Here is a 19,494-nt window from a genome sequence, read left to right as displayed (position 1 = left end):
AAACGATGGAGCCAGCCGGGCCGGGGGGCGGCGCGGCGGCTCATTGATGAAACAAGGAGAAAAATCATGACGAAAAAACTGTCGGCAGCCGGAGCGGCTGCGGCTGTGATGCTGCTGCTGGCAGGGGCGGCGGCGGCCCAGCAGCAGAATGACGACGGCGCTTTGCGCGGCGGGAACGTTCAAGGAATGCCGATGATGCCTGATGTGAGCGGCATTCAGCAGCGGATGCAGGCGCAGATGATGCAGCAAATGACCCAGCAGATGGCCGGACAGATGCAGTCCGCCTCTCCTGCCGCGCAGATGACGAAGGGCGCGCCGCAGCAGACCGCTCCTGCTCCGGGCCAGGCGGCGCAGCAGGGAGTCATGATGCCTGACATGAGCGGCATTCAGCAGCGGATGCAGGCGCAGATGATGCAGCAAATGACCCAGCAGATGGCCGGGCAGATGCAGTCCGCCTCTCCTGCTGCGGGCCAGGCGGCGCAGGGCGGCACGATGATGATGCCAGCTGTTCCAGACTCAATGATGCGGCTTCAGATGCAGAACGTGCTGGGCCTTGATCCGGCGGCGGCGCAGCCGGAGCCAAACGGCGGTCTTCAGATTGACTCCGCCATCTCCTCCATCAAGATGGATCCGGCTGTTCAATCTACGATCAATGAAAAAATGATGAAAATTATGGAGCAGACCATGCGGGAGACCTTTGCTGATCCGAAAATGCGGCAGGAGATGCAGCAGCGTTTTCTGATCAACGGGATCACTCCCGGCGCCGGGCAGGCCAAGCAGCCCTGATCAGCCTGCCTGCCGCCGCCGCAGGCCGCCCCAGAGCAGACTGCCCATCAGGCCGAACAAAACTGCCGCCAGCATGTTGCGCAGTTTTTTCGGTCTGGCTGGCCGCTCCGGCGGCAAAGCCTGCTCAATCACCGTCACCAGCCCGCCTTTGACTCCGGCTTTCCGCCCGGTCTCCACTTTATTCAGCTGCTGGGCGTACAGCTCCCTGTTTTTTTCCACTTCCGCCTCCAGACTGCTGAATATTTTCGCCTGCTCGGCCTGCTGCCGCTGCTGTTCGGCCAGCTTGTCCAGCTGAAAGCGCGCCGCCTCTTCCGCCCCTTTCTGTGCGCTGTGCGCGGCGTTGGTCCGGGCTATCCAGTCTGCCAGCGCGTCCAAGTCAGCGCCGCCTTGCAGCTGCTGCCGCATCCGCTCCAGCTGCTTCGCGGCCTCCACGGCCAAGGGCTGCGTTGCGTCATATTTGCGCCGCAGCTCGTGCAGATAAAGTTTCATTTCCAAAAAAGCGCTTCTGCTTTCCTCAACCTTGACCGGCACGGCGGCGAACTGCCGCCGCAGCTCGGCCAGCTCGCCTGCCAGCTCCTGCTCCTTGCGCGCTTCCTCGGCCAGCACGGCCTCCATTCTGCCCCGCTCAATGGCCAGATGCCGCCGCTGGCGGTCGGGTAGATGCAGCCTGCTGTTCTGGCGGAACATGCTCAGGACGTTCTGCGCCTGCTGGAGCTGCTTTCTGCGCAGAAGCAGCTCCTCCTCCAGCAGCGCGGCCTGCGGATCGTCGAGCTTATCCAGCTCCGGCCCCAGCAGCCTGACTGCGGCGTTGGCGGCCTCGGCAGCCAGCTCCGGGTCGGAATGCCTGAAAGTGATTTCCACGATGCGGCTGTTCCGCACCGCCTGCGCCCGCAGCCGCCTCTGGAACTGGCGCAGCCTGTCCTCCGCGCCCGCCGCCTCAGGAAAGAGCCGCTCCGGGCCGACGGCCTTGAGAATCTGCTCCGCCAGCACGTTGCCGTGCAGCAGGGCCAGTTCGGCCTTGAGATCGGCTTTGCCGCGCTGGCCCTGCCGGATCAGAATGCCGGTCTTCGCCTCATATTCGACAGGCTGGGTGAAGGTCACGACCGCAACTGGCAGGGTGATCAAAAAAAACACGGCGACCATCCCGGTCAGGTTCGCTTGCATTCGGCTGAAAAAATCAGGCATGACGTTCATCGCGTTCGTGGTGGCTTGCAACGGCTGCATGACGCGCTGGCAGCCGGACTGCCTTTATTACTAAAGCATAAGGCCGGGTTCCTGCAAGCTGTTTTCACCTGCCCGGCCCGCAATTTATTTCTTGACCGCAGCGGCGGAGCCGGGTAGTAATATTTCACCCTGCGGACTGTAACACTCCGCTCAGTTTATCTGTTTTGCGTGGGATCATTATGAGCGCGCCGTCCAGCAAAAATTTTCAGCTTCCTGTCCTGCTGCTCTCTGTCGCAGGCGTTGCCCTGCTTCAGCTCCTGCCGGTTCCGGCGGCAGCCAAGGCCGCAGGCATCGCCCTGCTGACCTTGGGCCTTTGGGCCACCGCCCTGATTCCTGAGCATCTCACCGCGCTGCTCTTCTTCCTGCTTGCCCTGCTTTTTTCCGCCGCGCCGCCGGAGGTGGTCTTCTCCGGCTTCAGCTCGGCGGCGGTCTGGTTAGTCTTCGGCGGCTTGGTGGCCGGGGCGGCGATCAGCTCCACCGGCTTGGGCGGCAGGATTGGCCGTCACGCCGCCGCTCATCTCCACGGCAGCTATGTCAGGATCATCAGCGGCTTGGTGGCGGCGGTGGTGCTGTTCAGCTTTCTCATGCCCTCCTCAATGGGCCGGGTGGTGCTGCTCATGCCCATCGCCTTGGCCATCGCCGACCACTTCGGCTTTCAGCCCGGCTCGAAAGGCCGCACCGGCATCGTGCTGGCCGTTATTCTCGGCACCTACATTCCGGCCTTCGGCATTCTCACCGCCAACGTGCCGAATGTGGTGCTGGCGGGCATGGCTGAGACAAAATACAAGATTTCGCTCCTCTACGGCCCGTATCTGCTCCTGCATTTTCCGCTGCTGACGCTGGCCAAGGCGGTGATCATCGCCGCGCTGATCATTTTTTTCTATCCCGACCAAGCCGTTGAGCGGCTGGAGCAGAGCCAGGACAAGGCCGGGCCGTTGAGCCGCCAGGAAAAAATTCTGGCGGCCACGCTGCTGCTCATGCTCGCGCTCTGGATGACTGATTTCCTGCATCATATTTCCCCGGCCTGGATCGCCCTTGGCGGGGCCTTTTTCCTGATGATGCCTGGCATTGACATTGTCAGCGCGGCGCAGTTCAACCAGAAGCTCAACTGGTCTTCGCTGGTCTTCACCGCTGGCATCTTGGGGCTGGGCGGCATGATCGGCAAGACCGGCTTGGACCGCCTCTTCGCCGCCGGGCTGCTCAAGCTGCTGCCGTTAGCTCCGCAGCAGGATTTCACCAACTATCTTTCGGTCAGCTTGGCTTCGGCCTTCACCGGCCTGCTCACAACCCTGCCAGCGGTGCCTGCGGTCTTCACTCCGCTCACCGACAGTCTAGCCCAAGCCACCGGCCTGAAAACCGAATCCCTGCTGATGATGCAGGCGGTCGGCTTCGCCACTGTGCTGCTGCCCTACCAAGGCCCGCCCATTGTGGTAGGTCTTCAGCTTGCCGGGGAAAAACTTTCCAGCGCGGCGAAAATCTGCCTGCCGCTGGCCCTGATCACCGTCTTTGTTCTGCTGCCGGTCAATTATTTCTGGTGGAAAATGCTGGACTGGCTTTAATCTGTATGCTATTCCTTCAACAATAACCGCAGCGCAGCCAGCGTTCCTGACTTCCCTTTTCAGCGGAAACAGAGTATGTTTTATGAGCATACGCTCATAATCTGCGCGGCGTTCAACCAAAAAAGCGAGGAGAAACTATGACAAAAAACATGACGGCACTGCTGGCAGGCTCAGTCCTGCTGACCGGGCTGGCTGCCAGCCCGGCACAGAGCTGCGTGGGCCGGATACTCAATCTGACCATTGACGGCTCGCCGGAGCAGAAGGCGGTAGGGCAGCTCATGGCCACCTACATCAACGAGCGCACCGGCACCACAGTCACTTTGGTGGAAAATCAGCAGAGCGCGGACGGCTCCTGCGCCACCGATGTCTGCATTCAATATCTCAAGCCCGCGCTGGCCGGGATCGGCGGCGATCAGCCGCAGGATGAGCAGGAAGGCTACGCCAAAGGTAAAGAATTCTACTTGGAAAACAAAGACATCGTCTGGCTGAAGCCCTTCGCCTTCAAAGGCCCGGCAGCCAATCAGGCTGAAGCCTCTATCGCTGTGCCAGTCTCGCCCCGCGAGGCGCTGGGCAAATTTCCGGTGCTGGACCGGGTGATCAACAAACTGAGCGGCATGGTCAATGACAGCTTTGTGCAGGAGATGATTGAAAAAAGCAAAGGCGCAGATCCGGCGGCGGCGGCCAAAGAGCTGCTGAAATCTCAAAAGCTGATTTAAGGAGAACACTCATGCGGAACATGCTCATCGCCCTTTTTCTGCTGGCCATGTCGGCAGGTTCGGCGGCGGCGCACGGCGACATATCCAACTTGCCGGATTCTGTGCAGATCATGCAGTACAAAATGCTGCTCTACATGTCCCCGGACGACGCGGAGACCAAAAACAGCCTGGCGATGGCCTACTTCCGCACCGGCAAGCTGGCTGAAGCAGCGGCGGAGCTGGACGGGGTGCTGCAAAAAGACCCGCACAATTTCGACGCGCTGGACGGCATGGGCATCATTCTGCTCCGGCAGAAAAAGGCAGAAGAGGCCCTGAAATATTTGGAGCGGGCCGTGGCGGTCAACGACAAGGATGCCATGCTCCACGTCCATCTGTCGCTGGCCCATGAGCAGCTTCAGAAGCCGGAACAGGCCGCCGCCGCCCTGAAAAAGGCGGGCGAGCTGTCGCCCGGCCCGGAAGGCGCAGCCGCTGTCCAGAACGAGATCAAGCTGATCAGCCAGTCCTGAACTCCCCCTTTTCCATCTGAATGAAGGCAATGAATAAAATCACGCGCTACCTTTTGCTCGCCGCAGCCCTGCTGCTTTCCCTTCAAGCCTGCGGCGGCGGCCAAGACAGCAAGACAGCAGCGGAGAGCAAAGAGCCGCCCCTCCGCTTCTGCTACATGATCTGCGACAGCCGCGCGCTGTCAGCGGCGCGTTTCGCGCCTTTCACCGCCTACCTGAGCGAAAAGCTGGGCCGCAAGATTGAGATGACTCTGGTCAACACTTTTGACGTGGAGACTTTGGCCAAGAAGAACGAATTTGATTTCTTCCACGTCAACTCAGTAATCGCGGTGCTGCTGAAAGAACGCTACAAGGCTGAATTCCTCGCCGTGGACATGCAAGGCCGCAATGGCCACATGGCCACCGGCACTCTCATCGCCCGCAAAGAAAGCGGCATCAAAACCATTGCGGACATGAAGGGCAAAACCCTGCTCTTCGGCCCGGCGCTCGCTCCTTTCGGCTACATGGCCCAGTACTCGATGATGCTGGAGAACGGCCTTGACCCGGAAACCGACCTTGCCCGTTACGACATCCCGCCCGGCTCGCTCAAGCATGACAAGATCATGTTCGGCGTGGAGTACGGCAAATATGATATCGGTGCTGCGCCGCGCATTGACCTCGACCGCATGGTGGCTGATGACATCATCAATATCGATGATTACCACATCATCGCCGAGAGTGAAAAGATGCCTTACTGCACCATCGGCGCAGCGGCGCATGTGGACAAAGGCTTGCAGGAGAAGGTCAAGAACATCCTGCTCAATCTGAAGAAGGACGAGACCGCTTTGGTGGATGGCGAGGTGCTGAAGGTGCTGAAGCGGATGGGCCTGGACGGCTTCCATCCGGCGATTGACAGCGAGTACGACATCATCCGCGACAAGCTGCGGCTCAACAATATGGCCCCTTACGACAAGCATTGATTTCCGAGAGAGAATCCAGCATGAACAAAATACTTTTCTCCTTTTTGATCGGCGCGGCGACGCTCTGCGGTCTTCAGGCCGCTTCAGCCGCTGAAACCGTGATCAGCAAGGGAGTGATCGACAAGAACACCACGTGGTCAGGCGAAATTTTAGTCAAGGGCGATGTCGAAGTCGCCGCTGGCGCGACCCTGACCATCATGCCCGGAACTTCGGTGCGCTTCGCCAAAATTGAGCCGTTCGGGCCGGAAAAGCTGAACACCGACAAGTACAACCATCTGCCCCGGATTGAGATTTTGGTGCGCGGCACCCTCTACGCGCAAGGCACCAAGGAGCAGAAAATCACCTTTGCCAGCGCGGAAAAAGAAGCCAAGCCCGGCGACTGGGGCGGCCTGAACTTCAACAGCAGTGTCGGCAACATCGTCGAGCACTGCGTCATCATGCACGCCGACACCGGCGTTCACGTCCACTCCTCGCAGGTGGTGGTGGCCAGCAACGAGCTGCGGCACAACGGCACCGCCATCGGCAACAAAAATCTGAAGGACAATCCGGTCAAGTGCGTCATCCCGGTGCTGAAGAACCTGATCACCGAGAACGGCGGCGGCGTGATTGTCGGCAACGGCATGAGCGTCTTCCGCAACGAAATCAGCAAGAACGAGTTCTTCGGGGTCTATGGCAAAAACTGCGCCTACGCGCCGGTGCGCTTCAACAATATCAGCGGCAACGGCAAGGGCGTGATTCTCTATGCGGTCAAGGCCATGCTTCTGAGCGACAACAACATCACCAACAGTGCCGACTACAGCCTCTCGATGCTTGAAGGGCAGGAGCAGGATTTGGCCTTCCCCAACAACTGGTGGGGCACAGCGGACGAGCAGAAAATCCGGGCCAAAGTCTTGGACAAAGCCAGCGACAGCGAGCTGGGCGCGGCTGACCTGCGTAATTTTTACACAGCCGCTGTTGCCGGAGCAGGCATTCTCTGATATAGTCTCACGGTTATGAACTTTGCCCAGACAATGACTATCGATCCGCTGGAACTGCTCACCAAGGCCGCGCTGGCCGTCCTGAGCGCGGTCATGCTCTTCATGCTGGCGCAGCAGCTACTGACCGCCCAGGACAACAACGCCTCGGAGGTCTCCGCTGCGGAGCACCTCCGGCGGCTGGCGCAGCAGCTGGCGCAGGACAAGGTGCTGTATCAGGAAGTGGCCGCCTTGGCCGAGCAGCGGCAGCACAGCGCGGCCATGGACAAGCTGAAGGAAATTGAGGCCGCCCATCCTGACAGCCCCCGCGCGCTGCTCTGGCGGGGGCAGCTTCAGTACGAGCTTGGCGAAATCGCGGACTCGTTGACCAGCTACCGGCAGGCCATTGACAAAGAGCCAGGTTTTATTGACAAAAAATCGCCGCTCTTTGCCGGAACCGGCATCAAGGCGCATGTGGAGGAGTCGCAGGCCAAGCTCCTGCGGGAGCAGACTTTGAAGCCCGGCGACTCCAGCATCAAAAAGGCCCTTGACGAGCTGCTCTACATCAAACGGCGGCTGGCAGGCGGCTGCGAATAACAAGCGACATGGCACGTTTCAAAGCTCCTGACATCGCTGTCACCACCGGCATCGTCCTCGGCGCGGGCGCGGTCATCCTGACCCTGTTTGGCAACCCGACCAACTCCGGCATCTGCATCTCCTGCTTTTTGGAGAACTTGGCCGGTTCGCTCCAGATGCACAATGTCGCCCGCATGAGCTACATCAGGCCGGAGCTGATCGGCTTTCTCCTCGGCTCCTTCCTGATGGCCAAGAAAATGCGCCGCTTCCGGGTCACAGGCGGCTCCTCGCCGGTGATCCGCTTCCTACTCGGCTTTTTCATGATCGTCGGCTGCGGCGTGTTTATTGGCTGCCCGATCAAGATGATACTGCGCCTCGCGGCGGGCGACCTGACCGCAATTGCCGCCGTGCTCGGCATGATGTTCGGTATCTGGCTCGGCAGCCGCTATATCCGCGCCGGTTCGGTTTTAGACCGAGACCGCGAGCTGCCGCAGATTAACGGCTACATTCTGCCCGGCATCGGCCTGCTCCTGCTGCTTTTCGCTTTGCTTCAGCCCGGCTTCATTCAGCAGGGCGCAACCGGCCCGGCGGCTCAGCACGCGCCAATGCTGATCTCCCTCGGCATTGGCTTGCTCATCGGTGCGCTGTCGCAGCGTTCCGGTCTCTGTATCACCGGCGGCCTGCGCAACTTCTTCCTTTTTCGGGAAAAAACCCTGCTCATGGGCATCATCGCCGCCTTTGGCTCGGCCCTGCTGGTCTCGCTGGTCAGCGGCCAGTTCAATATAGGCTTTTACGATCAGCCCGGCGCACATCCCAGCAATTTCTGGAGCTTTTTAGCGATGGTGCTGGTCGGCTTGGCAGCAGTGATTGTTGACGGCTGCCCGTTCCGCCAGCTCATTAAGGCGGGCCAAGGCGATGTGGACGCAGGCCTGACCTGCTTCGGAATGCTGACCGGCGCAGCCTTTGTCGTGAGCTGGCAGCTCCGCAGCACCTCGGCTGGCCCAGAATTCAACGGCAAGATTGCCACTTTAGCCGGGCTAATCTTCTGTTTGACCGTGGTGCTGGCGTATAAGCGCAAGGTCACCGCACAGCGGTGAATATCTCTATCTACTTGACGTGTCATTCATAATGAAGGCAGAATTCACACCAAGTGATTTCAGGTTTAACGAAGCATGGATATTATTAAAAATAAATGACATTGAGTCACAGGAAGGTCGATTCAACTTTTTTGCACTTATGGAGGCTGCAAGTTGTCGTCCAATTAGTAATACTCTGTCAGGAGGGAAAACTTCTATGTCGCCAGAGGATGCAGAAACGATACTCATAAAGGGGTATCAGTTAGCAGGTAAATGGCCTGAGAAGATAATTATTTCTTATCCCATAATGGATGACGATATATTTGAGTCAATTGCCGTCGGACATGGTATTTATGTGGAATATATTCCAGAACGAAACTTATTGAAGATAATAAAACCATTAAGGGATGCTACATGCAGGGCGTTAATTTCATGTGGTGCAAAGAAATGAAAACAGCAGAAATACGTTTTGAAGTGCAAGAAGATATTCTGAATACATTGAACCAGAATATATCTGAATTTACTATGCAGCTGCGTTTGTACGCCGCATTGCATCTATTCAAAAAACATAAGCTATCCTTTGGCAAGGCTGCCGAGCTTGCTGGTATCTCACGGGATGATTTTCTCCTTGAGATAGACAAAAACGGAATAGATTTTATTAATTATGAAGCCTGTGAATTAGAAAAGGAATTGACACGATTGCAGCATGATCATAGTTTCTGACTCTTCCCCGCTGATTTCGCTGGCAATTCTTAGAAAACTCCATTTGCTTGAGCATTTTTTCAGCGATATATGGATACCCAAGGCGGTTTATGATGAGATCGCCCAAAAAGGCAAACCTTATTCTGAGGAGTTAAAGCGTTTTTCTCGCAACCGGGTCAAAGAAGTTCAGAATGCACTGGCAGTTCGTCTGCTGCTGGATGAACTTGACATCGGCGAGGCGGAAGCTCTTGTACTGGCTCTTGAAAATAATATTGCCGATATTTTGATTGATGAGTATCGTGGCAGAAAGATTGCCACATCCCGTGGTCTTTCAGTAATCGGCACGGTCGGTGTGCTGCTTCAGGCTAAAAAGAAAAAACTGATTGCAGAAGTAAAGCCGGAATTGGATGAGCTTATGCGCAATCATCGAAGAGTATCTGAGGAATTGTACAGAAAAGCTCTTGAGTTGGCTGATGAAATTTGACACAGAAATCAAATCCGAACTCCCATGAACTGGTTCAAAAAAAAGGAAAAGCCCCAGGAGCCGCAGCACGAGAACGTCACGCGCGGCCTGCTGATCTTCGCCCACCCGACCACGGTCATCGCGGTGGAGGAGCTGCTGCGTGACGAGGGCTACAAAATCCGGGTGGTCAGCCCACCGCCTGCCTACCGCACCGGCTGCGACCTGAGCGTGGAATTCCCGCTGGAAGCTGAAGCGGCTATCACCGAGCTGCTCAACGCAACTAAGCTGCATCCGATTGATGTGGTGCCGATCACCACGGAAGGCATGGAGCCGCTGCATTTTGTCCGCAAGAAGTGGTACGGCAGCAAATATCTGATGGTCAGGGCGGCGAACATGAAAATCACCGTTGACGCAGAGACCAAGATCATTGTCAACATCTCCGGCGGCGGCTGCCCGGACGTGCCATATCTCGCCACAACCATGATCGGCAAGCGGTTAGACGAGGCCCCGGCCCCAGACGAGGTCGGCTTCTCCCTCTGCGCCTATTCCCTCAACACCGCCCGGGAAGAGATGATCCGGGAACTTGGAGTTTAATCATGCTGCTCTTAGTCGGCGCGGTTCCTGCTGACCGCCTTCCTCTGTTGATCGGCCCGGTCTCGTTGAGCGAACGCGGCATCAAGATTGACGGCCACGAGCTGCCCATCAACCGGGGCAACGAAGCGATGATGAAGGCTGCCAGCCTGATCTGCCAGGAATATGGCGTGGAGATGCCAGTGGGCATGGTGGCGGGCGACATTGGCAAACGCGAGGGCAGCACAGCGATTTACAATCATCTCGCCGCAAATCTGCCGACGATGGGGGTCAAAGTGATGACCATGCACTACGTCATGCCTGATCTCAAGCTGAACAAAAAAGTGCTGGCGACCGTTGCCACCATGAGCGAGAAGCCGTTGATGATTGCTGACGCAGGCAGCATGTATGTGGCCAAGGCGGGCGGCGATGCCAAGATGTATGATGTCTTCACCCCGGATATTGGCGAAGCCACCTTTCTTGCAGATGAGAAAGCCGATCATCCTGCCTACACGCGCGGCTTCATCTTCAATATGGAAGACGACGTGCCAGAGCTGATCCGCCGGGCCTACGCGGGCGGCAACGCCACCAAGACCATGTTTGTCAAAGGGGCAGTGGATTACATCTGCCAAGATGGTGAGATTGTTGACACCATCAGAGAACCGAGCATTGAGACAATGGAGCCGATCGGCGGCACCGGTGATTTGATCACCGGCATGATCAGCGGCCTGATGCACGCTGGCCGCAGCCCGCTTTTAGCCTGTCGCATTGCCGGACGAGTCAACCGAGCTGCGGGCGAATTGGCGAATCCCACGCCTGCCACACAGGTGGAGGAAATCCTGCGCTGCCTGCCCAAGGCGCTGGAGAAGGTGCACAAGGAGCTGGGGCTGTAATTCCTCTATTCGCTGATGCGGAACAAATTTCTCGGCACCGGCCATCAAGGCTTTCATCCGCTCCGCAAGATGCGCATTGCCTTGTCCGGTGCGCGGTATGCTGTGCTGCATGATTTCGCCGTCGCCTACAAGGTCGTGCTGTCCGCCGTGATTCTACTCTGGTGCTTCTGGTACCGGCAATGGGTTGATTTCAGCATCGTCTTTCTGGCAACCGGGATGATGATGGTTGCTGAGATATTCAATACGACCATAGAGGCTCTCTGCGATTTCCTTGAGCCGAAGGAGAACGAGAAGATAGGGATCATCAAGGACATCGCGGCGGCAGCGGCGGGCATCAGCATTTTGGTCTGGGGCATTGTGCTTTTCTTGGAATCGCTGTCGTTTTGGCACAACATGCGCTGACTGCGCCGTCATCATGGGCAAACTGATCTTTCAGGAAGGCAGGAGATACACCTTCAGCGACTACTTCGAGCTGTCCAATCCGACTGAGGAGATCGCGGAAGCCTTGGGCTATTCCTTTGCAACGAAGGCCTTGCAGCTGCCGACAGCCAGCAGCGTGGAGCGCGTGCATATCGCAGCGATGAGGCAGCTCTTGTATGACATACTGCCTAAGATAGCTTTAACTTCGGAAATCGCCAAAAGAGATTTCATGATCGCCCCGGTGCTTTGGGAGGTCATCCGCCATGCTCAGGCTAAGATATTTGTTGAATACCCGATTGCTGTTGACGATAAGTTGAGCGGTTCCTTCGATTATCTGCTCTGCTCACGGCAGCAGCTTGTGGTCATTGAAGCAAAGAAAGGCGATTTGGAGCGGGGATTCAGCCAGCTTGCCGCCGAGCTGATCGCTCTTGACAGACAGGAGACGGAACAGAGCGGACACTGCGCGGAAATGGCAATGCTCTACGGCGCAGTCAGCATGGGCGAGTTGTGGCGTTTCGCGGTGCTGGACAGAACACAAAAGCATCTCTGCAAAGATTTGCACACCTATCGAGTTCCTGAAGACATTGAAGACATCTTTCTCATCCTCCTTGGAATGCTGCAGGCGGACTAACACCAGATTGATCGCATTATGAGCTGGCAGCACGAAATACGCCTGATACGGCTTCCCTGTTCCGTCTGGGACAGCATCATCGCCCATTGCCGGAGAAAGCTGGCCGGAGAGTTCCTGCCCGGCGAGAGTCCGGTCAAGCGCGCCTTCGGCATCCTTGCCGGAGTGCGCGAGGGCGACGAGCTGCATGTGCGGCAGGCGCTGCCGGTCAAGAAGAACGCCCGCAATGTCGAGCCGCTGAAGAGCTTCATGGACAAGCTGATGGAGCAGCACGCCGTGCCCTCGACCACGCCGATGGACCAGCGCGGCTGGGTGACAGACCCGCTGGAGTTCAAACAGTGTATGGACATCTGCAAGCGCGAAGGTCTGACCATGTTCGGCGGCTACCATATTCACGTGGTGCCCTGGCCCGGCGATCCGCTCCGAGACACGCCCACTGGCCTTGACGCGGTGCTGGTGCGCGGCAGCAAAATGTATTCCTTCATCATCTCCATGGTCAACCCGGAGCAGCCGGTCATCCGCGCCTTTTATGAAGGCGAGCTGCACGCCGAGACCCCCATCCTGATCGCATGACCTCCGCAGCGGCATGAAGAAAAAGCCTGAACTGACTGTCGAATACACCGACCCGCTGGAGGGATTCAAAGGCTGGCTGGTGATAGATTCCCTCACGCACCGCATGGCCGCAGGCGGGATGCGGGTGCAGCGCGGCCTCAGCCGCGAGGTGGTGGAGGACTTGGCCGCGACCATGACCCTGAAGATGCGTATCGCAGGCATCCGTGCGGACGGCGCAAAATGCGGCATTGATTATGATCCCGCCAGCCCACGCAAAGAGGAGGCTATGCTGCGCTTTATCCGGGCGATCAAGCCGTATCTGCTCGAACGCTACTCCATGGGGCCTGATCTCAACACCACCATGCCGGAGCTGGATGCGGTCTGCGCCCGTCTGGGCATCAGCTCGATCAAGGCGGTGATCGCCAAGTGCCAAGAATTCAGCCCTGCCGAGTTCGAGGAGCGGGTGCGGCTGCTCAAGCGGCCTGTCGGCCATGCCACGCTGGGCAAACTGCGTTCCGGGGCCGGAGTCGCGGCCTCCTGCCTGGCGGCCTTAGAGTTCCTGCGAATTCCAGCGGAACAGGCGCGGGTGGTCATTCAAGGCTTCGGCAGTCTGGCCTCCAGCGCGGCCTATTTCCTGCATCAGGCCGGAGTGCCGATCATCGGGCTTGCTGACTGCGAGAAAAGCCTGATCAGCGAGAACGGCGCGCCTTTGGACATCGCCGACCTGCTCGACCGTGTCTGTGCCGACTGCACCTGTCAAGCCAAGGGGCTGATTCCTCAGCAGGCGGCCAGCGGCGTTTATGGCCGCCGCGAGGCGGTGTATGAATTGCCCTGCGATGTCTTCATTCCTGCGGCCATTGAGCGGGCGATTGACCGGCAGGCGGCGGAAACCATGCAGGTCAGGGCCATAGTCTCCGGCGCGAACCTGGCCGTGACCGCCGAGGCCGAGGCTATCCTGCATCAGCGCGGCATTGTTCTCATTCCCGATATGGTCGCAGGCTGCGGCGGGTCGCTCTCCATGCAGGGCCTGTTTGGGCCGGAGGAGCCGCCCTCAGTGCAGGACGTGCTCAATCACGTTGACCGCAAGACCCGCGCGGTCGTCAAAAAACTGCTCCAGCGCAGCAGCGATGAGGGCATCTCCCCGCGTGAGGCCGCCCTGCGCATCTGCGCCGAGACCCCGCTCTATCCTGACACCAAGCCGTACGGCGAGCTGCATCCCCAAACAGCTTGAGAGAACGCGGCGGCGAATCTGCAACGCACGTTCGGGGAAATCTCGGACGTACGTTGCAGGAAATCTGGAACGTATATAGGTCCGATTCTCGAACGTACGTTGGAGAAAATCTCAAACGAGCGTCCCAGATTTTCTCCAACACTCGTTCGACTCTCTCCGGCCTTACGTATCCCTTGCCTTTCTCAGCCGGTCAGGGTATGAAGGGAAAAAGCGTGACGCATCCCGCCCAACGCCTGCCGCCGCCAAGGTGCTTTCATGATCACATTGCGACTCGATCCTCAATTGGAGCAGGCTGCGCATCGTGCCGCCGACCATCTCGGCATGAGCAAATCAGAGCTGATCCGCACCAGCATCCTTGAGTATCTCAGCAGACGTGTCATGCCCAATGCTTGGGAAATCGGACAAGACCTGTTTGGCAAATACGCAAGCGGCTGCGGCGAGCTGTCGTCCAGAAGAAAAGAACTTGTGAAAGAAAAGCTCGCAGCAAAATGGCAATGAATAGCTGCTGATAGATTCTATCTCTCCTCAACCCGAACTCCCTCCTCCCATGCCTGTTCATCCCTTTGATTATCAGATCAACCCGCATGTCTTCAGCACGCCGGAGCTGGAGGCCCTGTTTGACGAGCGCGCCGTGCTGCAACGCTGGCTCGATTTTGAGGCGGCTCTTGCTGAAGCGCAGGGTCGGCGCGGCCTGATTCCAGCTGCGGCTGCGGCGGAGATCAAAAGCAAGGCCAAGCTCGAACGCCTTGATCTCGACAGCGTGCGTCAGGGCTATAGCAAGAGCCGCAACTCGGTGGTGCCGCTGCTTGGCGGCCTGCGCCGGGCCTGCGCGGATGGCGCGGGCGAGTATGTCCATTACGGCGCGACCACGCAGGACGTGCTCGACACCGGCCAGGTTCTGGCTTTGAAAGAGACGCTGGCGATTATTCTCCGCGATTTGCTGCGCTTGGAAGAGGTCTGCCTTGATCTTGCTGTCAAGCACCGGGCCACACCGATGGCCGCCCGCACACATGGTCAGCAGGCTTTGCCGACCACCTTCGGCCTGAAGGTTGCGGTGTGGGCAGCGGAGATACAGCGGCATATACAGCGGCTGCGGCATCTGCAAGACACTGTCTGCTGCGGGCAACTGAGCGGCGCGGTCGGCACATACGCAGCGTTGGGCGAGCAGGGCATCGAAGTCGCCAAGGAGACGATGGAGCTGCTTGGTTTGAGACACGATCCGCTGTCCTGGCACACCGCCCGCGACCGTGTGGCCGAGCTGGCCTCGGACTTTGCCCTGCTGTCCATGACCTTAGCAAAGATCGCCAACGAAATCTATCAGCTCCAGAAGACTGAGCTGGATGAGCTGCGCGAGCCATCCCTGTCCGGCGCAGCAGCCAGCAGCACCATGCCGCACAAGCAGAATCCGGTGCTCTGCCAGCGCATCGCGGCCTTGAGCAAGCATGTGCGGGCGTTGAGCGGCACGGTCATTGAGAGCATGGCCCACGAGCATGAACGCGATCCGCGCTGCCTCTGGGCAGAATGGCTGGCCATGCCGCAGATTTGTATCTATACCGGCGCATCTGCATCTGCCCTGCTTCAGATTCTCAATGGCCTGATCGTCCGGCCTGAGCAGATGCTGGCCAACCTCCATCGTCAGAAAGACCTGATCGCCACCGAATGGCTGCTCTTCCGGCTCGGCAAGATTGTTGGCAAGAACAAGGCGATGGACAAGCTGCACACGCTGGCCGCCGCTGCCGCCGAACAGCAGATCAGCCTGAAAAAGGCCGTGCTTGCCGACAATGAGCTTGGCGGCGTGTTCCATGAGGAGGAGCTTGCTCCGCTCGACAGCCCGGAGCAGTACGTCGGCAGCGCGGTTGATCTGGTGGACAGGACGGTGGAGACGATCAGCAGGCGGCGGTGAACCGCTTTCCCTGCACCCTTGCGCAGGGAAGCAAACCATTTGACAAAACCTGTTCCGCTGTCTAAGCTGCTTTCGTATTTATCCGTTTTGCTCAAACATCCCCTCTCTCCTTCTGCCGGAGAACACATCATGGCGACATTTCCTTATTTTCCAAAAAACGATTCTGCTTCGTCCGTTGCTGACAAGATCACCGTGCAGCGGCAGCCACGGACGATCACCATGGAGGACATCGCAGAGGAAATGGTGCGGCTGCTTCCCGATTATGACCCAGATGAAGTGAGAAAAATGACTCAGGCCGCCAAGGACGCGATTATTGACACCCTTCTTTCCGGCAAGGACATCATCTTTGATGACGGCACGGTGTATTCGCTGGATGAGGATGGCCGCACGATCTGGGTCACTCCGGGCAAGAACAAGGTCTGAACGGCAGACGCGGGCATGACAGCAGCTCCTTCCCCTCATGCGCCTCTATCAGTCCAACCGGCTTGAGCAGCTGCTGGCCGCGCTCTGCGCTGCGCTGGCTGAACCGGCAGGCAGTCCGCTCCTGCCGGAGACCGTCGTGGTGCAGAATCCGGGCATGGCCCGCTGGCTCGCGCAGCAGATCGCCCGGCAGACCGGCATCTGCGCCAACATCTCCTTCCCGCTGCCCGCTTCCTTCATCTGGAGCATCTTCGCCAAGACGCTTGGCGGCCTGCCTGACCTGCGCGAGTTCAGCAAGGAGACCATGCTCTGGCGGATCATGGCGGCATTGGACAATCTGTCCGACGAAGCGGCCATGCAGGAGGTGAGCGGTTTTCTGCGCGACGACCGCGACGGCAGCCGCCGCTGGCAGCTCGCGGGCCGCGTCGCTGATCTCTTTGACCAGTATTTGGTCTATCGCCACGACATGGTGCTGGCGTGGGAGCAAGGCAAGGAGTCGCATTGGCAGGCCCTCCTCTGGCGGCAGCTAACTGACGGCGGCGGCAGGCACCGGGCAGAGGTGCTGGAGCGTTTCCTCGCTGCGGCACAGCAGGGCAGCCTGCGCACCGAAAGCCTGCCCAAGCGGGTCTGCATCTTCGGCATCAACTCGCTCGCGCCTGCGTATCTGGAGGTGCTCAGTCAGATCAGCCGCCACGTTGACATCCGCATTTTCCACTTCAGCCCGTGCCGCGAGGCGTGGGACGACATCATGCCGGAGCGGCTGCTCGCTTTGCGGCGGCAGAACTGGCGGCGCAGGGGTGTTGATGATCTGAGCCGGTATTACAGCGTCGGCAATCCGCTCTTAGCCTCGCTCGGCGGCTTGGGCCGTGAATTCTTCCAGCTCCTGATGAACACGCAGCCGGTGGTTGAGGAGCGCGACCTCTACGAGCTGCCGCCGCAGGAGACCCTGCTCGGCCAGATACAGGGGGATATTCTTGATCTGCGCGACCGCAGCCCGGCAGAAGCCCTGCCGCTGCATCCGGCGGATCAGTCCATCCGTTTCCACTGCTGTCACAGCCAGATGCGGGAGATTCAAGTCCTGCACGACCGCCTGCTTGATCTCTTCGCCGCTGATCCCGCTTTGAAGCCGGGGGAGGTGCTAGTCATGGCCCCGGATGTCAGCCGCTATGCCGCCGCTGTGGCAGGCGTGTTCGGTTCGGCGGAGGGCAGGCTGCGCATCCCTTGGTCGATTGCCGATCAGTCCCGCCGGGAAGAGCAGCCGGTGATCGAGGGCTTCCTCAGTCTGCTGCAAACAGTCAGCAGCCGCTGCGCCGCCCCGGAACTGGCTGCGGTCTTGGAGAATCCGGCCATTCTCGCCCGCTTCAGTTTGACTGAGGCGGACGTGCCTGTGCTGCGGGCGCGGATTGCGGCGGCAGGAATCCGGCAGGGGCTGGAGCGGAGGAACGCCGCAGCGGACAGCGGCTTTCATACCTGGGAGGCAGGATTGGACCGGCTGCTGCTCGGCTGCCTGACCGGGCCGCTGGAGGAGCCGTGGCAGGGAATCATGCCGGTGAGCGGCGGCCTGCACGAGGGCGGGGACTGGCTCGGCAGTCTGGCGGAGTTCATCCGCAGTCTGATCCGCCTGCGCCGCCAGACCGCCCGCCCGCTGCCGCCGGAGAGCTGGTCAGGCATCTTCCTCAGCCTGATCGAACGCTTCTTGGACAGCGGCGGCAGCGCGCACGAGGAGGGCCTGCTCCTGCTCCGCCAGACTGTGGCCGACTTTGCCGAGAGCTGCCGCCGGGCAGGGTTCAAGCAGCCTCTCAGCCTGAGCGTGGTGCGGCGGCATTTCCAGCAGCTCCTTGCTGCTCCGGCAGGCGGGCAGGCCTTCTTAGCCGGACGCGTCACCTTCTGCAACATGGTGCCGATGCGCTCGGTGCCGTTCAAGGTGGTCTGGCTGTTAGGCATGAACGACGGCGACTTCCCGCGCTCGCAGCGTCCGCCCGCCTTTGACCTGATGGCCGGTCAGCGGAGAGCAGGCGACCGCAGCCGCCGCGACGACGACCGCTATCTTTTTCTGGAGGCCCTGCTCTCGGCCCGGAGCTGCTTCGCGGTCTCTTGGGCTGGACGAGACCTGCGCGACAACAAACCCCGCCCGCTCTCGACAGCGGCGGCGGAGCTGCGTGACTATATCAACCGGGGCTGGCGGACCACGGACGGCAAAGCCGCAGCCGATGCGCTGACTGTGGAGCATCCGCTTCAGCCCTTCAGCCGCCGCTGCTTCAGCGGCGATCCGGCCACCGCCTCCTACCGGGAGGACTGGCTGCCCGCTGCTGATCAGACTCCGCCCGCCTTTGTCAGCCGCCCTTTGCCCAAGACCGAGCAGTTCCTCCGTCAGATTGACATCAGTCAGCTTGTCCGTTTCTGGCGGCATCCAGTGCGCTTTTTCCTTGAGCAGCGGCTTGGACTGCGCGCCGCTCTGCCGGATGAGCCGCTGCTGCCGGAGAGCGAAGCCTTTGTCCTCGACCAGCTGCAACGCTATCAGTTTGCCGAGGAAATCCTGCTGGAGCTGCGCGGCGGCAGGGAGACAGCCTGCCCCCTGCACCGCTGGCGGGCCGCTGGCGGCCTGCCCGGCGGCGGTTTCGGCCCGCTGCTCCATCAGCAGTCAACCGAAGAGGCGGCGGAGCTGCTGGGCAAGGTGGAGCCGCTGCTGCGGCAGCCGGTCGAGCCTGCCGAGGTCAATCTGACGGTTGACGGCGTGCGCCTGACCGGGCGGCTGACCTCGCTCTGCCGCTGCGGCAGAGTCACCTTCCGCCCCGCCAATCTCAAGGCCAAAGACCGGCTCCAGCTCTGGATTCACCATCTGGCCCTGCTGCTGCTCCAGCCGGAAGGCGTGGATCCATGCTCGGTGCATGTCGGCAAGGACAGCACAGTGCGGCTGGAGGCGGTGGCCGACCCGCAGGCCGAGCTGGCCGCGCTGATCAGCCATTTTCATGAAGGGCTGCGCCAGCCGCTGCATTTCTACCCAGAAAGTAGCTTGGCTTGGGCGAAAGGCAAGTCGGCGCAGGCGGCTTGGCGGTCTTCCTTTGGCCGCAAGGGAGAGGGCGACGACCCGGCCTACGAGATCGGCCTGCGCGGCCATGCGCCCTTTGACGAGCAGTTTGAGGAGCTGGCGGCGCGGCTGGCGGCGGCTTGGGAATGAGTCAGCCCTGCGCGGCTCCAAATCTGTCATGTCTGCGACCTTATAGCCAAAGCAGTATAAAATGACTACACTGTGAGTATGGCATACTCAATAGATTTTCGACGGAAGGTTTTGGAGATCAAAGACCAGGACGGTCTGAGCTTTGAAGAGACGGCTCTGCGTTTCGGAGTCAGCAAATCAAG

At 59.5% G+C, this 19,494-nt stretch carries 22 protein-coding genes; 21 read left to right on the top strand and 1 reads right to left on the bottom strand.

The annotated features are described in order from the left end of the window. Window positions 1–66: 66 nt before the first annotated feature. Window positions 67–786 carry a hypothetical protein gene (locus ACNKH3_RS11900; RefSeq protein ID WP_420209384.1) on the top strand — a complete coding sequence of 240 codons (720 nt, stop codon included), beginning with the start codon at window positions 67–69 and terminating at the stop codon, window positions 784–786. Here ACNKH3_RS11900 and ACNKH3_RS11895 read toward each other — a convergent pair whose 3' ends face one another. Further along, window positions 787–1,980 carry a GNVR domain-containing protein gene (locus ACNKH3_RS11895; RefSeq protein ID WP_420209383.1) on the bottom strand — a complete coding sequence of 398 codons (1,194 nt, stop codon included), beginning with the start codon at window positions 1,978–1,980 and terminating at the stop codon, window positions 787–789. A 209-nt stretch (window positions 1,981–2,189) separates the two neighbouring features. Between ACNKH3_RS11895 and ACNKH3_RS11890 the strand changes: the two genes are divergently transcribed. From ACNKH3_RS11890 to recC, 20 genes are all read left to right on the top strand, one after another. Next, the gene (locus tag ACNKH3_RS11890; RefSeq protein WP_417916238.1) at window positions 2,190–3,569 is read left to right on the top strand and encodes an SLC13 family permease; all 1,380 of its coding nucleotides are present in this window, start codon (window positions 2,190–2,192) and stop codon (window positions 3,567–3,569) included. Between the two features lie 137 nt (window positions 3,570–3,706). Next, entirely contained in the window at window positions 3,707–4,285 is a 579-nt protein-coding gene (locus ACNKH3_RS11885; protein WP_417916237.1) for a hypothetical protein, read from the top strand. Window positions 4,286–4,296: 11 nt separating this feature from the next. Beyond that, complete coding sequence (locus ACNKH3_RS11880; protein WP_417916236.1) at window positions 4,297–4,791, top strand: tetratricopeptide repeat protein; 495 nt, start codon at window positions 4,297–4,299, stop codon at window positions 4,789–4,791. Window positions 4,792–4,820: 29 nt separating this feature from the next. Beyond that, window positions 4,821–5,747, top strand: coding sequence for a phosphate/phosphite/phosphonate ABC transporter substrate-binding protein (locus ACNKH3_RS11875; RefSeq protein WP_417916235.1), 927 nt, complete (start codon window positions 4,821–4,823; stop codon window positions 5,745–5,747). Window positions 5,748–5,767: 20 nt separating this feature from the next. Continuing rightward, window positions 5,768–6,724, top strand: a complete 957-nt coding sequence (locus ACNKH3_RS11870; RefSeq protein WP_420209382.1) for a right-handed parallel beta-helix repeat-containing protein — start codon at window positions 5,768–5,770, stop codon at window positions 6,722–6,724. Window positions 6,725–6,757: 33 nt separating this feature from the next. Further along, a complete protein-coding gene (locus tag ACNKH3_RS11865) occupies window positions 6,758–7,297 on the top strand; it encodes a hypothetical protein (RefSeq protein WP_417916233.1) in 540 nt (179 codons plus the stop codon). 8 nt (window positions 7,298–7,305) lie between these two features. Beyond that, window positions 7,306–8,373 carry a YedE family putative selenium transporter gene (gene yedE, locus ACNKH3_RS11860; protein WP_420209381.1) on the top strand — a complete coding sequence of 356 codons (1,068 nt, stop codon included), beginning with the start codon at window positions 7,306–7,308 and terminating at the stop codon, window positions 8,371–8,373. A 31-nt stretch (window positions 8,374–8,404) separates the two neighbouring features. Continuing rightward, window positions 8,405–8,803, top strand: coding sequence for a hypothetical protein (locus ACNKH3_RS11855; RefSeq protein WP_420209380.1), 399 nt, complete (start codon window positions 8,405–8,407; stop codon window positions 8,801–8,803). Next, a complete protein-coding gene (locus ACNKH3_RS11850; protein WP_420209379.1) occupies window positions 8,800–9,075 on the top strand; it encodes a UPF0175 family protein in 276 nt (91 codons plus the stop codon). Before ACNKH3_RS11855 ends, ACNKH3_RS11850 begins: the two co-directional genes overlap by 4 nt. Beyond that, window positions 9,059–9,538 (top strand): DUF3368 domain-containing protein, encoded by a 480-nt coding sequence (locus tag ACNKH3_RS11845; protein ID WP_420209378.1) that lies wholly within the window; start codon window positions 9,059–9,061, stop codon window positions 9,536–9,538. Before ACNKH3_RS11850 ends, ACNKH3_RS11845 begins: the two co-directional genes overlap by 17 nt. 24 nt (window positions 9,539–9,562) lie before the next feature. Continuing rightward, a complete protein-coding gene (locus ACNKH3_RS11840) occupies window positions 9,563–10,111 on the top strand; it encodes a DUF3343 domain-containing protein (RefSeq protein WP_420209377.1) in 549 nt (182 codons plus the stop codon). Between the two features lie 2 nt (window positions 10,112–10,113). Then, window positions 10,114–10,980 (top strand): NAD(P)H-hydrate dehydratase, encoded by an 867-nt coding sequence (locus ACNKH3_RS11835; RefSeq protein ID WP_420209376.1) that lies wholly within the window; start codon window positions 10,114–10,116, stop codon window positions 10,978–10,980. A gap of 15 nt (window positions 10,981–10,995) precedes the next feature. After that, window positions 10,996–11,382 (top strand): diacylglycerol kinase, encoded by a 387-nt coding sequence (locus tag ACNKH3_RS11830; protein ID WP_420209375.1) that lies wholly within the window; start codon window positions 10,996–10,998, stop codon window positions 11,380–11,382. Window positions 11,383–11,395: 13 nt separating this feature from the next. After that, window positions 11,396–12,031 carry a hypothetical protein gene (locus ACNKH3_RS11825; protein WP_420209374.1) on the top strand — a complete coding sequence of 212 codons (636 nt, stop codon included), beginning with the start codon at window positions 11,396–11,398 and terminating at the stop codon, window positions 12,029–12,031. Between the two features lie 18 nt (window positions 12,032–12,049). Next, a complete protein-coding gene (locus ACNKH3_RS11820) occupies window positions 12,050–12,601 on the top strand; it encodes a hypothetical protein (protein ID WP_420209373.1) in 552 nt (183 codons plus the stop codon). A 13-nt stretch (window positions 12,602–12,614) separates the two neighbouring features. Continuing rightward, window positions 12,615–13,811, top strand: coding sequence for a Glu/Leu/Phe/Val dehydrogenase dimerization domain-containing protein (locus ACNKH3_RS11815; protein WP_417916142.1), 1,197 nt, complete (start codon window positions 12,615–12,617; stop codon window positions 13,809–13,811). Window positions 13,812–14,066: 255 nt separating this feature from the next. Next, window positions 14,067–14,309 (top strand): CopG family transcriptional regulator, encoded by a 243-nt coding sequence (locus ACNKH3_RS11810; RefSeq protein WP_417916141.1) that lies wholly within the window; start codon window positions 14,067–14,069, stop codon window positions 14,307–14,309. A gap of 49 nt (window positions 14,310–14,358) precedes the next feature. Continuing rightward, window positions 14,359–15,714 (top strand): class-II fumarase/aspartase family protein, encoded by a 1,356-nt coding sequence (locus ACNKH3_RS11805; RefSeq protein ID WP_417916140.1) that lies wholly within the window; start codon window positions 14,359–14,361, stop codon window positions 15,712–15,714. Window positions 15,715–15,843: 129 nt separating this feature from the next. Beyond that, a complete protein-coding gene (locus tag ACNKH3_RS11800; protein ID WP_420209372.1) occupies window positions 15,844–16,137 on the top strand; it encodes a hypothetical protein in 294 nt (97 codons plus the stop codon). A gap of 37 nt (window positions 16,138–16,174) precedes the next feature. Beyond that, window positions 16,175–19,312, top strand: coding sequence for an exodeoxyribonuclease V subunit gamma (recC, locus tag ACNKH3_RS11795; protein WP_417917022.1), 3,138 nt, complete (start codon window positions 16,175–16,177; stop codon window positions 19,310–19,312). Window positions 19,313–19,494 lie beyond the last annotated feature (182 nt).

This window comes from Candidatus Electronema sp. JC (assembly GCF_048287365.2).
Taxonomy (GTDB): domain Bacteria; phylum Desulfobacterota; class Desulfobulbia; order Desulfobulbales; family Desulfobulbaceae; genus Electronema.
Note: the sequence above shows the minus strand (reverse complement) of the source record. Positions and strands in the feature narration are given on the sequence as shown.

What these genes read in the sequence shown, in the direction of transcription:
- ACNKH3_RS11900 (WP_420209384.1), top strand. Translation starts at nt 67, where the DNA reads ATGACGAAAAAACTGTCGGCAGCCGGAGCGGCTGCGGCTGTGATGCTG.
- ACNKH3_RS11895 (WP_420209383.1), bottom strand. Translation starts at nt 1,980, where the DNA reads ATGAACGTCATGCCTGATTTTTTCAGCCGAATGCAAGCGAACCTGACC.
- ACNKH3_RS11890 (WP_417916238.1), top strand. Translation starts at nt 2,190, where the DNA reads ATGAGCGCGCCGTCCAGCAAAAATTTTCAGCTTCCTGTCCTGCTGCTC.
- ACNKH3_RS11885 (WP_417916237.1), top strand. Translation starts at nt 3,707, where the DNA reads ATGACAAAAAACATGACGGCACTGCTGGCAGGCTCAGTCCTGCTGACC.
- ACNKH3_RS11880 (WP_417916236.1), top strand. Translation starts at nt 4,297, where the DNA reads ATGCGGAACATGCTCATCGCCCTTTTTCTGCTGGCCATGTCGGCAGGT.
- ACNKH3_RS11875 (WP_417916235.1), top strand. Translation starts at nt 4,821, where the DNA reads ATGAATAAAATCACGCGCTACCTTTTGCTCGCCGCAGCCCTGCTGCTT.
- ACNKH3_RS11870 (WP_420209382.1), top strand. Translation starts at nt 5,768, where the DNA reads ATGAACAAAATACTTTTCTCCTTTTTGATCGGCGCGGCGACGCTCTGC.
- ACNKH3_RS11865 (WP_417916233.1), top strand. Translation starts at nt 6,758, where the DNA reads ATGACTATCGATCCGCTGGAACTGCTCACCAAGGCCGCGCTGGCCGTC.
- yedE (WP_420209381.1), top strand. Translation starts at nt 7,306, where the DNA reads ATGGCACGTTTCAAAGCTCCTGACATCGCTGTCACCACCGGCATCGTC.
- ACNKH3_RS11855 (WP_420209380.1), top strand. Translation starts at nt 8,405, where the DNA reads ATGAAGGCAGAATTCACACCAAGTGATTTCAGGTTTAACGAAGCATGG.
- ACNKH3_RS11850 (WP_420209379.1), top strand. Translation starts at nt 8,800, where the DNA reads ATGAAAACAGCAGAAATACGTTTTGAAGTGCAAGAAGATATTCTGAAT.
- ACNKH3_RS11845 (WP_420209378.1), top strand. Translation starts at nt 9,059, where the DNA reads ATGATCATAGTTTCTGACTCTTCCCCGCTGATTTCGCTGGCAATTCTT.
- ACNKH3_RS11840 (WP_420209377.1), top strand. Translation starts at nt 9,563, where the DNA reads ATGAACTGGTTCAAAAAAAAGGAAAAGCCCCAGGAGCCGCAGCACGAG.
- ACNKH3_RS11835 (WP_420209376.1), top strand. Translation starts at nt 10,114, where the DNA reads ATGCTGCTCTTAGTCGGCGCGGTTCCTGCTGACCGCCTTCCTCTGTTG.
- ACNKH3_RS11830 (WP_420209375.1), top strand. Translation starts at nt 10,996, where the DNA reads ATGCGGAACAAATTTCTCGGCACCGGCCATCAAGGCTTTCATCCGCTC.
- ACNKH3_RS11825 (WP_420209374.1), top strand. Translation starts at nt 11,396, where the DNA reads ATGGGCAAACTGATCTTTCAGGAAGGCAGGAGATACACCTTCAGCGAC.
- ACNKH3_RS11820 (WP_420209373.1), top strand. Translation starts at nt 12,050, where the DNA reads ATGAGCTGGCAGCACGAAATACGCCTGATACGGCTTCCCTGTTCCGTC.
- ACNKH3_RS11815 (WP_417916142.1), top strand. Translation starts at nt 12,615, where the DNA reads ATGAAGAAAAAGCCTGAACTGACTGTCGAATACACCGACCCGCTGGAG.
- ACNKH3_RS11810 (WP_417916141.1), top strand. Translation starts at nt 14,067, where the DNA reads ATGATCACATTGCGACTCGATCCTCAATTGGAGCAGGCTGCGCATCGT.
- ACNKH3_RS11805 (WP_417916140.1), top strand. Translation starts at nt 14,359, where the DNA reads ATGCCTGTTCATCCCTTTGATTATCAGATCAACCCGCATGTCTTCAGC.
- ACNKH3_RS11800 (WP_420209372.1), top strand. Translation starts at nt 15,844, where the DNA reads ATGGCGACATTTCCTTATTTTCCAAAAAACGATTCTGCTTCGTCCGTT.
- recC (WP_417917022.1), top strand. Translation starts at nt 16,175, where the DNA reads ATGCGCCTCTATCAGTCCAACCGGCTTGAGCAGCTGCTGGCCGCGCTC.